Below are 14947 nucleotides of genomic sequence, written 5' to 3'. Positions count from 1 at the left end.
GCAGGCCCAATCTAAAGCCAAATCTACGCTACTATATTGTTTTTACTAGATAAAGCACCAAACAATCGTAGCCCACCAGCTCTTCCATAACGGCCGCCATTTCAACTTTTTTGCACAAAGTGGGCTACTTCCCATATCCGATGGGCTGTTTGGTCGGCCCCGTTTGGCCTATTTTAGCTGATCGCCGCTAGGCCTGATGTCCGCCCATCCTTCCGGAGCTTTGTGAGTGCCATGACCGAGGTTACGCCCCCCGCATTCGACGGCCATCGCGCGCTGCATTCGCCCCGGATTTCCTTCGAATTTTTTCCGCCCAAGACGGAGGAGATGGAGCGCAGCCTGTGGGACACCATCAACCGGCTGGCGCCGCTGACGCCGAATTTCGTCTCCGTGACCTATGGCGCCGGGGGATCCACGCGTGAGCGCACTCATTCGACCATCGCACGCATCCTGAAAGAGACCCGCCTGGTCCCGGCAGCGCATCTGACCTGCGTCGGCGCGCCGAAGGGCGAGATCGATGACGTGGTGGCGCGCTATCACGAGATCGGCGTCCGCCATATCGTCGCGCTGCGCGGCGATCCCACCACCGGCATCGGCACCGCCTATCACGCCCATCCCGACGGCTATCAAAGCTCGCCCGACCTGATCGAAGGCATCAAGAAGCGCTATCCTGATATCGAAATCTCGGTATCGGCCTATCCGGAGAAACATCCGGAGAGCCCGACCATCGACGCCGATATCGATACGCTGAAGGCCAAGGTCGATGCCGGCGCGGCGCGGGCCATCACGCAAGTCTTCTTCGATAACGATCTCTACTTCCGCTACCTCGATCGCGTCCGCGCCCGCGGCATCGATATTCCGGTCGTGCCCGGCATCATGCCGATGCACAATTTCAAGCAGGCGCGCAGCTTCGTGACCCGCGCCGGCACCACGGTGCCGAATTGGCTCGCCGACAAGTTCGAAGGACTCGACGACGATGCCGACACACGCAAGCTGGTAGCCGCCACCGTGGCGGCTGGCCAGGTGCACAAGCTCGCCAAGCACGGCGTCGACACCTTCCACTTCTACACCATGAACCGCGCGGACCTCGTGTTCGCGATCAGCCATTTGCTGGGCATTCGCCCCAATGGCGCACAGAAAGCCGCCTGATCCGATGACGTCCCCGATTTCGCCAAAGCGTACCGCCCTGCTCGCCGCCGCGCGCGAGCGCATCCTAGTGCTCGACGGCGCCATGGGCACGATGATCCAGGGCCTGCAATATGACGAGGCCGCGTTTCGCGGTGAACGTTTCGCGGATTTCCATCGCGACGTCAGGGGCAATAACGACCTCTTGATCCTGACGCAGCCGAAGGCGATCGAGGATATCCACGCCGCCTATTTGCGCGCCGGCGCCGACATCGTCGCCACCAACACGTTTTCCTCGACCTCGATCGCGCAGGCCGACTACGACATGTCGGATTTGGCCTATGAGCTGAACCGCGACGGCGCTCGGCTGGCGCGTGCTGCCGCCGAGCGTGTTGCGGCCGAGGACGGCAAGCCGCGTTTCGTGGCCGGCGCGCTGGGCCCGACCAACCGCACGGCCTCGATCTCGCCCGACGTTTCCAATCCCGGCTATCGCGCCGTCACCTTCGACGATCTGCGCAAGGCCTACGGCGAACAGGTCAACGGCCTGCTCGACGGCGGCGCCGACCTGCTGCTGGTCGAAACCATCTTCGACACGCTGAACGCCAAGGCCGCGCTCTACGCCATCTCCGAAATCACAGAAGAACGCGGCATCGACGTGCCCGTGATGATCTCGGGCACCATCACCGACAAGTCCGGCCGCCTGCTATCAGGGCAATTGCCCGAAGCGTTCTGGAATTCGATCCGCCACGCCAGGCCGATCACCGTCGGCTTCAACTGCGCGCTCGGCGCGGAAGACCTTCGCGCCCACATCGCCGATATCGGCCGCGTCGCCGATACCCTGGTTTGTGCTTACCCGAACGCCGGCCTGCCCAACGAATTCGGCCAGTATGACGAGACGCCGGAATACATGGCGCGGCTGATCGGCGAGTTCGCCGAGGCCGGCCTCGTCAACATCGTCGGCGGCTGCTGCGGCACCACGCCGGACCATATCGCGGCGATTGCGGCGGCCGTCGCCCCGCACAAGCCGCGCATCGTGCCCACGATCGAGCCGCGCCTGCGGCTGTCGGGGCTGGAGCCGTTCGAACTGACGCCCGCGATCCCGTTCGTGAACGTCGGCGAGCGAACCAACGTCACCGGTTCCGCCAAATTCCGCAAGCTGATCACCGCGGGCGATTACACCGCGGCGTTGCAGGTCGCGCGCGACCAGGTCGAGAACGGCGCCCAGATCATCGACGTCAACATGGACGAGGGACTTCTGGATTCGGAAGCCGCGATGGTGACGTTCCTCAACCTCGTCGCCGCCGAGCCTGACATCGCCCGCGTCCCTGTCATGGTGGACTCCTCGAAGTTCAACGTGATCGAGGCCGGCCTGAAGTGCGTTCAGGGCAAGCCTATCGTGAACTCGATCTCGATGAAGGAAGGCGTGGAAAAATTCATCCACGAGGCCCGGATCGCACACCGCCATGGCGCGGCCGTCGTGGTGATGGCCTTCGACGAGGTCGGCCAGGCCGATACGTTCGCGCGCAAGACCGAGATCTGCAAGCGCGCCTACGACATTCTCGTCAACGAGGTCGGCTTTCCGCCTGAGGACATCATCTTCGATCCGAATATCTTTGCGATCGCGACGGGCCTCGAAGAGCACAATAATTACGGCGTCGACTTCATCGAGGCGACGCGCTGGATCCGCCAGAACCTGCCGGGCGCGCATGTCTCCGGCGGCGTCTCAAATCTCTCGTTCTCGTTCCGCGGCAACGAGCCGGTGCGCGAGGCCATGCATTCGGTGTTCTTGTATCATGCCATCAAGGCCGGCATGGATATGGGCATCGTCAATGCCGGGCAGATGATCGTCTATGACGACATCGACCCCGAACTGCGCCAGGTGTGCGAGGACGTCATCCTCAACCGCGACCCCGGCGCGGCCGAGCGGCTGCTGGCGCTGGCGGAAAAGTTCCGCGGCAAGGAGAAGCAGAGCAAGGAGCAGGATCTCGCCTGGCGCGAATGGTCGGTCGAGAAGCGGCTTAGCCACGCGCTGGTGCACGGCATTACCGAGTTCATCGAAGAGGATACCGAGGCTGCGCGCAAAACGGTCGAGCGTCCGCTCAACGTGATCGAAGGGCCGCTGATGGCCGGCATGAACATCGTCGGCGACCTCTTTGGCGACGGAAAGATGTTCCTGCCCCAGGTGGTGAAGTCCGCCCGCGTGATGAAGCAGGCGGTCGCCTATCTGATGCCGTTCATGGAAGAGGAGAAGGCGCGCAACCTCGCCAATGGCGTGACCGGCGACGGCCGCAACGCCGCCGGCAAGATCGTGCTTGCGACGGTGAAGGGCGACGTCCACGACATCGGCAAGAACATCGTCGGCATCGTGCTGCAATGTAACAATTTCGAGGTGATCGACCTCGGCGTCATGGTGCCCGCCAATAAGATCATCGAGACCGCCAAGGCGGAGGGTGCGGATATCATCGGGCTATCAGGCCTGATCACGCCCTCGCTCGACGAGATGAGCTTTCTCGCCGGCGAAATGGAGCGGCAGGGCATGAAGATGCCGCTGTTGATCGGCGGCGCCACCACGAGCCGCGTCCATACCGCGGTCAAGATCGACCCGAACTACAAGGGTGGGCCGGTGGTTCATGTCAACGATGCCAGCCGCGCCGTCGGCGTCGCATCCTCGCTGCTCTCGGCCGACAAGCGCGAGACCTATGCCGCCGACATCCGCGCCGAATACGCGAAAATCTCCGCGGCGCATTTCCGCGCGCAGGCCGACAAGAAGCGACTGAAGCTTGCGGACGCGCGCGCCAATGCAGTCAAGGCCGACTTCGCCGCAACACCGCCGAAGAAGCCGGCATTTCTCGGCATCAAGAGTTTCGACGCCTACGACCTTGCGGAATTGGCCGAATACATCGACTGGACGCCGTTCTTCCAGACCTGGGAACTGACCGGGCGCTTCCCCGCCATTCTCGACGATCCCAAGGTCGGTGAGGTAGCGCGCTCGCTCTATGACGACGCGCGCAAGATGCTGGACCGCATCATCAAGGAGAAATGGTTCACCGCCCGCGCAACCATCGGCTTCTGGCCGGCCAATGCCGACGGCGACGATATCGCTGTCTATGCCGACGACACACGGAAGAGGAAGATCGCGACCTTCCACACGCTGCGCCAGCAACTGGAGAAGCGCGAAGGCCGTTTCAACGCCGCGCTGTCGGATTTCATCGCGCCCGCGTCGTCGGGCGTGCCGGACTATATCGGCGGCTTCGTCGTCACCGCGGGGATCGGCGAGGACGCGGTGGCCGACCGCTTCAAGAACGCCAATGACGATTACTCCTCGATCCTGTGCAAGGCGCTGGCCGATCGTCTGGCCGAAGCCTTCGCCGAGCGGATGCATCAGCGCGTCCGCAAGGAGTTCTGGGGCTACGCGCCGGACGAGGCGTTGGCCTCCGATCAGCTCATCCTCGAGCAATATGCCGGCATTCGCCCCGCGCCCGGCTATCCCGCGCAGCCCGATCACACCGAGAAGGCGACGCTGTTCCGCCTGCTGGATGCGGAGAACACCGCCGGCGTGAAGCTGACCGAGAGCTTTGCGATGTGGCCGGGCTCGTCGGTATCGGGGCTCTACTTCTCCCATCCCGAAAGCTTCTATTTCGGCGTCGGCAAGATCGAGCGCGACCAGGTCGAGGACTACGCCGCGCGCAAGGGCATGGCGGTGGCGGAGACCGAGCGTTGGCTGGCGCCGGTGCTGAACTACATTCCCTCGCAGGAGCGGGTTGCCGCGAAGGCGCCGGTGGTGGCCGAAGTCGTCCCGGCCAACGACGTCACTTCGCACCCGCCCGGCTGCACCTGCGCCGTACATCTGGCCTGGCGCAAGAAGGCAGTGGGCGCGGGGTAGAGACTTCCTTCCCTTCTCCCCTTGTGGGAGAAGGTGGCGCGGAGCGCCGGATGAGGGGTCTCTATCCGCGGAAAGAACCCCTCACCCGTCTCAATCGTGCTTCGCACGATTGATCCACCCTCTCCCACAAGGGGAGAGGGGAAGAGAAGTGCGGAGTCTCCCATGAAATTCTTCTCGTTCTGGCGATCGCTGGCGAGCTTTCGGGTTCGCATTGCGCTCAATCTGAAAAATGTCCCGGCCGAAGTGACCTTCATCGACCTCGACGCCAACGCGCATCGCGATCCCGAATATCGCCGGATCAATCCGCAGATGGCGCTGCCGGCGCTGGTCGAGGATGACAGCACCACGCTGTTCCAATCGCTTGCCATTCTCGAATATCTTGACGAGAAATATCCCTCCCCGCCGTTGCTGCCCGCCGACGCTATCGGCCGCGCCCGCGTGCGCGCGCTGGCGCTGATGGTGGCCTGCGAGGGCCATCCCCTGCTGACGCCGCGGGTGCGCCGTTATCTCGATCACGAACTCAATCTGCGCGACACCCAGCAGGTGGCATGGCGGCGGCACTGGACCGTGGAGACGCTGGCGGCGCTGGAGGGGCATCTCGCCGATAACAAGGACACCGGAAGATTCTGCCATGGCGATAGCCCGACGATGGCCGACATCTGCATGGTCGGCCACGTCACTGTGGCGGTGACGCAGCAGATCGATTTGAAGATCTATCCGACGGTGAAGCGCATTTTCGAGACTGCAATGGCAGTGCCGGAATTCGCCAAGGCACATCCGCTGGCGCAGCCCGATACGCCCGAGGCAATGCGCCCAAAACAGTAAGGCTGAATCGAGCCTTGCGATTGGAACCGGGAGTTCCCTGGGGCGTTGTGGACCGAGTAATTCTGTGGCCTGACGGCCGCGCAGGCCCAGTAAAAGGAAACCGGATGCCGGAAATTGCAATTCCGACGCCGCATATTGCCGATCGCAGCTGCCTTACCCGCCAGAGCCCCACGCTCCGGAGCATTTTGAGGGACGCTACCGCCGCCGAGCATGCACGCCTCGACGCTCAACTTGGCGCGTTGGACCTCTGCAAGGCAGCGGAATACTGCCGCTTCCTTGAAATCAATGCCGCAGCCTTGTTGCCGCTGGAGCAATCCCTGGTTCGTGCTAGTGTCCGCGACATTCTGCCCGACTGGCACGACCGTGCGCGAAGCAGGGCCATCCTGCGCGACCTGGCGCGGCTCGGCGGCACGCCGCGCCTGCTGAATGCGCCGGCGTTGCCTGACCGCTTCGCCGTTCTCGGCACCCTCTATGTTCTCGAAGGATCGCGCCTTGGAGCAGCCTATCTGCTCAGGAAGATCCGGCAGTGCAGCGACTCCGTCGTGTCCGATAACACAGCGTTCCTCGTTCACGGAGTGGGCCGTCCGCTCTGGCCGAGCTTTCTGGCAATCCTGGAGAGCCATTGCAGCGAGCTTGCGGATGAGAACGACATCATAGAGCCAGCGCGCCGCGCGTTCTCTTTGTTCAGGCAGGCGGCGGCGCTATCATGAAACCGCAGGTCGACCTCAGCAATTGCGACCGTGAGCCGATCCACATCCCCGGCAGCGTGCAGCCGTTCGGTTTTCTGATCGCGCTGCAGTCGGATTTCACCATCTGCATGGCCTCGGACAACGTCGCCGACTATCTCGGCCGCGATGCCGCCGACATCTTTCAGCGGCCGGTCGACACCGTCCTGTCGAAAGCCGCCGTCGACGCCATTCGCGCCCGCGTCGATTATCTCGCCGGCCCCGATGCAACGGAGCGCATTTTCGGCGTGGCCCTGCAGGACGGCGGCAAGCTATTCGACATCGCGATTCATTTTTCCGGCGTCTACCTCGTCATCGAGGCCGAACCGTCGGTGATCGAGACCGACGTCAATTCCGGCGAACTGGTGCGGCTGATGCTCGGCCGCGTCCGCAAGACCAGGGGCATCAGCGAACTCGCGCAGGAGGCGGCGCGCCAGGTCACTATCCTGACAGGCTTCGACCGCGTGATGGTCTACCGCTTCCATCCGGACGGATCCGGCGAGGTGATCGCCGAAGTCGCCAAGGCGGGACTCGAGACGTTTCTCGGTCTGCACTACCCGGCATCCGACATTCCGCAACAGGCACGCACGCTCTATACGCGCAACTGGATCAGGATCATCGCCGACACCAGCGCAAAGCCGGTGCCGCTGCTCTCGACCGCCACCCACAGCGCCGGCCTGCTCGACCTCTCCATGAGCACGCTGCGGTCGGTCTCGCCGATCCATATCGAATATCTGCAGAACATGGGTGTCGCGGCGTCGATGTCGATTTCGATCCTGCGTGACGGCAAGCTGTGGGGGCTGTTTGCCTGCCATCATTACTCGCCTCACCATGTTTCGTTCGAGCGCCGTACCGCCGCCGAGCTATTCGGCCAGATGTTCTCCTGGATCATCGAGACGCGCGAGCGCGAGGCGACGGTCGCCTATGAAGCGCGTGCCCAGCAGATCCAGGATCGGCTGATCGAGGCCGCCGGAAGCCACGAGCACAGCCACCGCGCCATCGTCGATTTCGTCGACGAATACCGCAAGATGATCGAATGCGACGGAATCGCGATCTGGTCGGACGGTGATGTGACCCTGTCCGGCGATACCCCGACTTCTGCCGAAGTGAAAGATCTCGTCGCATTCATCAATCGCACCTCGCCCGGTCGCATCACGGCAAGCGCCGAGATCGGCAAGGTGTATGCCGCGGGCGAATCATTCCGTGACCGCGCCGCAGGCTTCCTCGTAATCCCGATCTCGCGCGTCCCGCGCGACTGCCTGATCTTCTTCCGGCGCGAGGTGCTGCGCTCGGTGAACTGGGCTGGCGCGCCGGAGAAGGTCTACGCCAGTGGTCCACATGGACCGCGCCTCACCCCACGGAAGAGTTTTGAGCTCTGGCAGGAAGTGGTTCATGGCCAGTCCAGACCCTGGACGCAAGCCGATCTGCACATTGCCGAGAGCCTGCGCATCACCCTGCTCGAAGTCATCCTGCAGCTTGCCGAACTTGCTGCGCGCGAACGCAAGGGCGCGCAGGAGCGGCAGGAACTGATGATCGCCGAGCTCAATCACCGTGTCCGCAACATCCTGAGCTTGGTCCGCGGGCTCGTCTCGCAGAGCAAGGATTCGACCGGCAGTGTCGAGGAATTCGCCGGCGTGCTGGGCGGGCGCATCCAGGCACTGGCGCGGGCGCATGACCAGATCACCAGCCTGAATTGGGCCCCGGTAGCGCTGAAGGCGCTGGTGGAATCGGAGGCCGGCGCCTATCTCGGCGCGCGCGCCGGCCGCATCCAGATGAACGGGCCCGAGGTAGCGCTCGACCCCAAAGCATTTGCGACACTTGCGCTTGTGGTCCACGAGATGATGACGAACTCCGCCAAATATGGCGCGCTTGCCGACTCGACCGGAACGGTCGAAATCGCCTGGAAGCTCGACCAGAGCTCGAGCCTCGTGATCGACTGGAAGGAAAGCGGCGGCCCGCCGGTGCAGCCGCCGTCGCGCCGCGGCTTCGGCACGACCATCATCGAGCGATCGATCCCGTTCGACCTCAAGGGCGATGCGGAACTGCGCTTCGACCTGCTCGGCGTGCATGCGCGCTTCGTCATCCCTGGCAACTATGTAGAGATGATGACTTCCATGTCGGGCATCGCGACCAGGCTGGAGGCCGAGAAGCCGGCGCCGCCGCGCCTGTCGGGCACAGCGCTGATCGTCGAGGACAATCTGATCATCGCGATGGCGGCCGAGGTGATCCTGCTCGAACTCGGCGCGCGGCATGTCGAGACGGCAGCGTCCGTCACCCAGGCCATCACTGCGATCGGCCGCAGCAAGCCGGACTTTGCGCTGCTCGACCTCAACCTCGGCAGCGAGAACAGCGTCCCGGTCGCAATCAAGCTCCGCGAACTCGGCGTGCCCTTCATGTTCGCCACCGGCTATGGCGAGCGGGCGCCGATCCCGGATCAGATGGCTGACGCCCCCGTCATTCAGAAGCCCTATACAGGCGAGGTGGTGGAGGCCGCCCTCGGCAAGCTGCGCGAGGCGGCCGCTCAGCGCTAGCCCTTCGGCGGCGCCAGCGCCTGCACGATTTCCTTAAACGGCGGCAGCGCCTCGCACCGCCCGGAATGCGCCTTCAGCGCGGGATAGCGATCGCCGAACAACGTGGGATGCGCCTCGCCGGTGAAGCGCAGCACGCAGGCCACCGCGATATCGGCATGGCCGATCTTCTCGCCGAACCAGTACGGCGTCTTGACCGTGGCCCGCTCCTTTTCCAGCACCTCCAGCACGCCCGCAATCTGCGTTTTGCAGCGCGCGACCCAGAGATCGAGCTGCTTTTCCTTGCGGAGCACGCGCTCGTACAACAGGCTAACCCCCTTGTCGCCGAGCCCCATCGCCAGCGCACAGATGCGCAAATGCCGCCAGCGCGCTTCGCCGCTCCGCGCGATCATCGCTTTCTCAGGTCCGACGCGATCGTCGAGATAATCCAGCATCATCGCGCTCTCGATCAGCGCCTCGCCGCTGTCCAGCACCAGCGTCGGCACCCGCCGCAGCGGATTGTGGGCCGCGAGCTTGTCGGCGTCGCCGAAGGTCGACCACGGTCTGTGCTCAAATTCGACACCATAGAGACGCATGGCGATGGCGACACGGCGAACGAAGGGGGAGTCGAACTGGCCGATCAGGATCATGATTCGTGTACTCTCAGCTTGCTATGGCCGGGCTTGACCCGGCCATCCATTCTTCTTCAGATAGAATCTTAGTTTGATGGATGCCCGGATCAAGTCCGGGCATGACATCCGAGCCAGGAATTGACCATGTTGCGTTCACTGCCACCGGCCGCGCTGTTCTTGCTGACACTTGCTGCCACGTCGCACGCTCAATCAGCCCCAACCGGCTTCCAGTCACCATCCAAGAACGTCGCCTGCCAATATTTCGATTACGACAAGCAGAACGTGCTCCGTTGCGACATCAGCGTCATGGAAAGCAGGCCGCGCCGCCCCGCCGATTGCGAACTCGACTACGGCGGCGCCTTCGAGATGAACGCCAAGGGCGCGGCCGCACGCATCTGCCACGGCGACACCGTGATGGACAAATCGCTGCCGGTGCTAGGCTATGGCGAGGTCTGGCAGCGCGGCGGGTTTACGTGCAAGTCGGAGCAGACGGGGATCACCTGCTTCAACACCGATCGTCGCGGGTTCTCGCTGGCAAGAGCAAAGCGGGAAATATTTTAGGCATGCCTCTCTCAGTCATGGCCGGGCTTGGCCCGGCCATCCACGTGCGTTCCTCTTTGTGCGAAAGTAAGACGTGGATCACCGGGACAAGCCCGGTGATGACGGTTGAGAGTATACTTCACTCAATCACCGGCACATGCCGCGCCACATCGCGCGGCGCGGTACCGTCGAGTCTGGGATCGTCTCTCACCTCGATCTGGCGCCGGCAGGCGCGAAAGCCCGAGCGCTGGTAGAAGGCGAGCGCGGCGGGATGATCGAAGGTGCAGGTGTGCAGCCAGACACGCTCGACCGGCCGCGACCATGCGATTTCCAGCGCGCGGTTCATCAGCCAGCGGCCAGCGCCGGTGCCGACCAGTCTTGCGGTGACGCCGAACATCCCGATCTCGCAGTGGCCGGGTTCGCGGAAATCCAGCTCTAACAGGCCTTCATCGCTGTTGCCATCGACCATCGCGTAGACTTCGAGCTGCGGCGAATGCAGCCGTGCCGTAAGCTCGGCATCGGGCATTCGTATCCGCGAGAACCACAGCCATTCCTCGCCGACGCGGCGATAGAGATCGCGAAACCAGTCGAGCGGCGGCGTCTCGACCCGGCGCAGCGTCCACGCGCCCGCGGGATCGGCGCGCGGTACGGGGCGCGCGGTCATCTCCAGATGTGTGACGATGGCGGCGACCTTGCCGGCGGGGATGTCGGAATAGCCGTCGGGCAGGATCATCCGAGGTTACTCCCCCTCGTCGCTCGCCAGCACGCCCTTCACCGCCCTCGCCCAGCCCGCGAGTTTCCGCTCCCGCGTCGCCTTGCTCATGTTCGGCTTGAAGCGGTGTTCGAGACGCCAGTTGTCGGCGAACTTTGCGGGCTCGGGATAGACGCCGGCATGCAGGCCGGCGAGATAGGCGGCGCCGAGCGCGGTGGTTTCCTGGATCACCGGGCGATCGACCGGCGCGTCGAGGAGATCGGCGAGCCGCTGCATGGTCCAGTCGGAGGCGGTCATGCCGCCATCGACGCGCAGCACGTTCGCGGCCTTCTCGCCCGGCCAGTCGGCGCGCATCGCTTCGCGGAGATCTGATGTCTGGTAGCAGACGCTCTCCAGCGCCGCGTGCGCGAGCTCGGCGGGGCCGGTGTTGCGGGTTAGCCCGAACAGCGCGCCACGCACGCGCGGATTCCAGTAGGGTGCGCCCATGCCGACAAAGGCCGGCACCAGATAGACGCTTTGCATGGAATCGGATTTGTCGGCGAGGGGGCCGGTCTCGGATGCCTGCTTGATGATGCCGAGGCCGTCGCGCAGCCATTGCACGGCGCTGCCAGCAACGAAGATCGAGCCCTCCAGCGCATACGTGCGCTCGCCGTTCAATTGATAGGCGATGGTGGTGAGCAGTTTGTTCTTTGAGGCGACCGGCGTGGTGCCGGTGTTGAGCAGCGCGAAGCAGCCGGTGCCATAGGTCGACTTGATCATGCCGGGCTCGAAGCAGGCCTGGCCGATGGTCGCGGCCTGCTGGTCGCCGGCGATGCCGGAAATGGCGATCGGACCGCCGAACAGGTCAGGCACGCAGTCGCCGAATTTGGCGGAGGAATCCCTGACCTCCGGCAGCATCGAGCGCGGCACGCGCAACAGCTTCAGGAGTTCGTCGTCCCACTCGCCGGTGTGGATGTTGAACAGCAACGTCCGCGAGGCGTTGGTGGCGTCGGTCGCATGCACCTTGCCGCCGGTCAGCCGCCACAGCAGATAGCAATCCACAGTGCCGAACATCAGCTCGCCGCGCGCAGCGCGCTCGCGGGCGCCCGGGACGTGATCGAGGATCCAGGCGACTTTGGTGCCCGAAAAATAGGGATCGATGATCAGGCCGGTCTTGGCCGAAATCGCGGGCTCGTGGCCCTCGTTCTTCAGTTTGGCGCAGATGTCGGCGGTGCGGCGGTCCTGCCAGACGATGGCACGGTGCACCGCCTGCCCGGTGGCGCGGTCCCACACAACCGTGGTCTCGCGCTGGTTGGTGATGCCGATGGCGGCAATGTCCTTGGCCGTCAGCCCGGCCTTTTCCAGCGCCTGGCGGCAGACTGCCACCGTCGATGTCCAGATGTCCTCCGGCTCGTGCTCGACCCAGCCGGAGGCCGGGAAATGCTGCTGGAATTCCTGCTGCGCCGTGGCGGCGATGGAAATGTCGCCGCGGAACACGATGGCGCGCGAGGACGTGGTGCCCTGATCGATGGCCAGCACAAAGGACATGACGTTGCTTCCCCGGGAGGATTGTTGGTTGCCTGAAGCAATCCGATTGGGGGGCGAAGGTCAAGTTGGACAGAGCGGGCCACGATCTTCACCCCTCCCCTGGAGGGGGAGGGTCGGCACGGATCGAGCGAAGCGAGATGCGTGACGGGGTGGGGTGACGGTCTCTCAACTCGGGCACTGTTCGAGTGGAGAGACCGTCACCCCACCCCGACTCATATTTCGCTGCGCTCAATATGAGCCGACCCTCCCCCTCCAGGGGAGGGTAAGAGATCACGTCGCTGCTGTCGTCACGCCGCCGTCGACCACGATGGTCTGGCCGGTCATGAAGGTCGAGGCGTCGGACGCCAGGTAGGCGACCGCACCGGCGATTTCATCGGGCTCGCCGATGCGGCGGAGCGGCGTACCTGATGTGCGGCGCTTCAAGTTTTCCGGATCTTCCCACAACGCCCTTGCGAAATCGGTTTTGACGAGGCCCGGCGCCACGCAGTTGACGCGGACGCCCTTCGGGCCCCATTCGCCGGCGAGGCTGCGGCACAGCGCGAAATCGGCTGCTTTCGAAATGCCGTAGGCACCGATCACGGTGGAACCGCGCATGCCCCCGATGGACGAGATGATCACCACCGAGCCGTTGCCGCGCTCCGCCATTTGCGGGATCGCCAGCGCGCAGAGCCAGATGTTGCTCTTGACGTTACTGCCCATGATCTTGTCGAAGGCTTCGTCCTTGATGTCGAGCAGCGGGCCGTAATACGGATTCACCGCGGCGTTGCAGACGAGGATGTCGACCTTGCCGTAATGCTTGGTGGTGCCCGCAACCAGCGCCTCGACTTCCTCGCGACGGGAGATGTTGCAGGGAATGACATGGGCGTCGCCGCCGGCTTTCTTGATGCCCTCTGCCACTTCGTGGCAGGCGTCGGCCTTGCGGCTGGAGATCACGACTTTGGCGCCGAGCTTGGCCAGCAGTTCAGCGGAAGAGCGGCCGATGCCGCGGCTGGAGCCGGTGATGATGGCGACCTTCCCGGTGAGATCGAACGGGGTGTTTTTCACGAGCGAGTTCCCTTTTGTTTTGTTCGTTGTCGTTCTCGTTCGTCATGCCCGGGCAAAAGCGCGAAGCGCGTCTTCGCGCTAGATGACCCGGGCATCCACGTCTTTCTTTGCCGCCAAGACGTGGATGGCCGGGACGAAGCCCGGCCATGACGAGGATTCTGTATCCCGGATGAGCGAAGCGACATCCGGGGCGGTGCTAGAGTGGTCCCGGATGTCGCTGCGCTCATCCGGGCTACGGGTAACGCGCCTTACACCAACCCGCCCGCATCGGTGACGCGGCGGAGGTGGTAGTCGGTGTCGCCAAACGTATTCTCGATCATGGTCAGCCGCTTGAAGTAGTGGCCGATCTTGGCTTCCTGGGTCATGCCGATGCCGCCGTGAAGCTGGATCGACTGCTGGCCGATGAACTTGCCGGATTTGCCGATCTGCACCTTGGCGGCGGCGACCGCGGTCGCGCGCTCCTTGGCGCTGTCGAAGTCGGCCGCCATGGTCGCGAACATCGACATGCTGCGGGCCTGTTCGAGGGCAACGAACATGTCGGCGGCGCGGTGCTGCAGGGTCTGGAAGCTGCCGATAGCAACGCCGAACTGCTTTCGCGTCTTGAGATATTCGACGGTCGACTTCAGCGATTCATCCATCGCGCCGACGGCTTCCGCGCACATCGCGGTGCGGGCTTCGTCCACCACGCGCTCGATCAGGGCGAGACCGTTCTCGGGATCGCCGATCGCAGCATCTGCGCCCACCTCGACGCCGGTGAAGGTGATATCAGCCGCGTGCAGGCCGTCCTGGGTCGGATAGCCCTTGCGGGTGACGCCCTTGGCGTTCGCCGGCACAAGGAACACACCGATGCCGCTCTTGTCGCGCTGGCCGCCCTTGGTGCGCGCGGTGACAATGAGGGTGTCGGCGTTCTCGCCGTTCAGCACGACGAATTTCTCGCCGTCGATGACCCAGCCTGCGCCCTTCTTCTTGGCGGTGGTTGCGACATCGCCGAGATCGTAGCGCGAGTTCTTTTCGAGCTGCGCGAACGCAAAGGTCTTGCTGCCATCGATAATGCCGGGGATATGCTGGGCTTTCTGCTCGGCCGAGCCGCCATGGCGCAGGAAGCCGCCGCCGATCACCACGGTCGCCAGATACGGCTCCAGCACCAGCGCCTTGCCGAGCGCTTCCATCACGATCATGGTCTCGACCGCGCCGGCGCCGAAGCCGCCATCGGCTTCCGCGAACGGCAGGCCCAGCAAGCCCTGCTCGGCGAGCTTGCCCCAGACGGCCTTGCTCCAGCCGCCCTTTTCCTTCTGGTACTTCTTGCGCGCATCGAAATCGTAGGAGTCGGTCAAGAGACCGTCGATGCTTTCCTTGAGAAGGCGCTGCTCCTCGGACAAATCAAAATCCATGTTCTTTTCCCTGACTACACGTCGTCACTAGAATTTCCA

11 protein-coding genes are annotated in these 14947 nt (G+C 63.9%); 6 read left to right on the top strand and 5 right to left on the bottom strand.

What is annotated here, in order from left to right:
- Positions 1 to 231: 231 nt before the first annotated feature.
- The 5 genes from metF (at position 232) to CQ12_RS05440 (ending at position 9086) form a co-directional block, all read left to right on the top strand.
- Positions 232 to 1146, top strand: a complete 915-nt coding sequence (gene metF / locus CQ12_RS05460; protein WP_057834331.1) for a methylenetetrahydrofolate reductase [NAD(P)H] — start codon at positions 232 to 234, stop codon at positions 1144 to 1146.
- A gap of 4 nt (positions 1147 to 1150) precedes the next feature.
- Positions 1151 to 5005, top strand: coding sequence for a methionine synthase (gene metH, locus CQ12_RS05455; protein ID WP_057834349.1), 3855 nt, complete (start codon positions 1151 to 1153; stop codon positions 5003 to 5005).
- A 162-nt stretch (positions 5006 to 5167) separates the two neighbouring features.
- Positions 5168 to 5830, top strand: coding sequence for a maleylacetoacetate isomerase (maiA, locus tag CQ12_RS05450; RefSeq protein ID WP_057834330.1), 663 nt, complete (start codon positions 5168 to 5170; stop codon positions 5828 to 5830).
- A gap of 20 nt (positions 5831 to 5850) precedes the next feature.
- Complete coding sequence (locus tag CQ12_RS05445) at positions 5851 to 6540, top strand: biliverdin-producing heme oxygenase (protein WP_245309746.1); 690 nt, start codon at positions 5851 to 5853, stop codon at positions 6538 to 6540.
- Positions 6537 to 9086, top strand: a complete 2550-nt coding sequence (locus tag CQ12_RS05440) for an HWE histidine kinase domain-containing protein (protein ID WP_057834329.1) — start codon at positions 6537 to 6539, stop codon at positions 9084 to 9086. Before CQ12_RS05445 ends, CQ12_RS05440 begins: the two co-directional genes overlap by 4 nt.
- Here the strand turns inward: CQ12_RS05440 and CQ12_RS05435 are convergent.
- Positions 9083 to 9712, bottom strand: coding sequence for a glutathione S-transferase family protein (locus tag CQ12_RS05435; RefSeq protein WP_057834328.1), 630 nt, complete (start codon positions 9710 to 9712; stop codon positions 9083 to 9085). The genes CQ12_RS05440 and CQ12_RS05435 overlap by 4 nt on opposite strands.
- Positions 9713 to 9838: 126 nt before the next feature.
- Here CQ12_RS05435 and CQ12_RS05430 point away from each other — a divergent pair, with 126 nt between their 5' ends.
- Positions 9839 to 10255 carry a DUF6636 domain-containing protein gene (locus CQ12_RS05430; protein ID WP_057834327.1) on the top strand — a complete coding sequence of 139 codons (417 nt, stop codon included), beginning with the start codon at positions 9839 to 9841 and terminating at the stop codon, positions 10253 to 10255.
- Between the two features lie 118 nt (positions 10256 to 10373).
- Here the strand turns inward: CQ12_RS05430 and CQ12_RS05425 are convergent, their stop codons facing one another.
- The 4 genes from CQ12_RS05425 to pimD all read right to left on the bottom strand — a co-directional run bounded on the left by CQ12_RS05425 (position 10374) and on the right by pimD (position 14908).
- Complete coding sequence (locus tag CQ12_RS05425; protein WP_057834326.1) at positions 10374 to 10967, bottom strand: GNAT family N-acetyltransferase; 594 nt, start codon at positions 10965 to 10967, stop codon at positions 10374 to 10376.
- A gap of 6 nt (positions 10968 to 10973) precedes the next feature.
- Entirely contained in the window at positions 10974 to 12473 is a 1500-nt protein-coding gene (gene glpK, locus CQ12_RS05420) for a glycerol kinase GlpK (RefSeq protein WP_057834325.1), read from the bottom strand.
- Between the two features lie 270 nt (positions 12474 to 12743).
- On the bottom strand, positions 12744 to 13517 hold the full coding sequence (locus CQ12_RS05415) for an SDR family NAD(P)-dependent oxidoreductase (RefSeq protein ID WP_057834324.1): 774 nt from the start codon (positions 13515 to 13517) through the stop codon (positions 12744 to 12746).
- A 248-nt stretch (positions 13518 to 13765) separates the two neighbouring features.
- Positions 13766 to 14908, bottom strand: coding sequence for a pimeloyl-CoA dehydrogenase small subunit (gene pimD / locus CQ12_RS05410; RefSeq protein ID WP_057834323.1), 1143 nt, complete (start codon positions 14906 to 14908; stop codon positions 13766 to 13768).
- Positions 14909 to 14947 lie beyond the last annotated feature (39 nt).

Origin of the sequence: Bradyrhizobium jicamae (assembly GCF_001440395.1) — a bacterium.
In the GTDB taxonomy this organism is placed as follows: Bacteria; Pseudomonadota; Alphaproteobacteria; order Rhizobiales; family Xanthobacteraceae; genus Bradyrhizobium; species Bradyrhizobium jicamae.
This window is presented reverse-complemented; position numbering and strand designations above follow the sequence as displayed.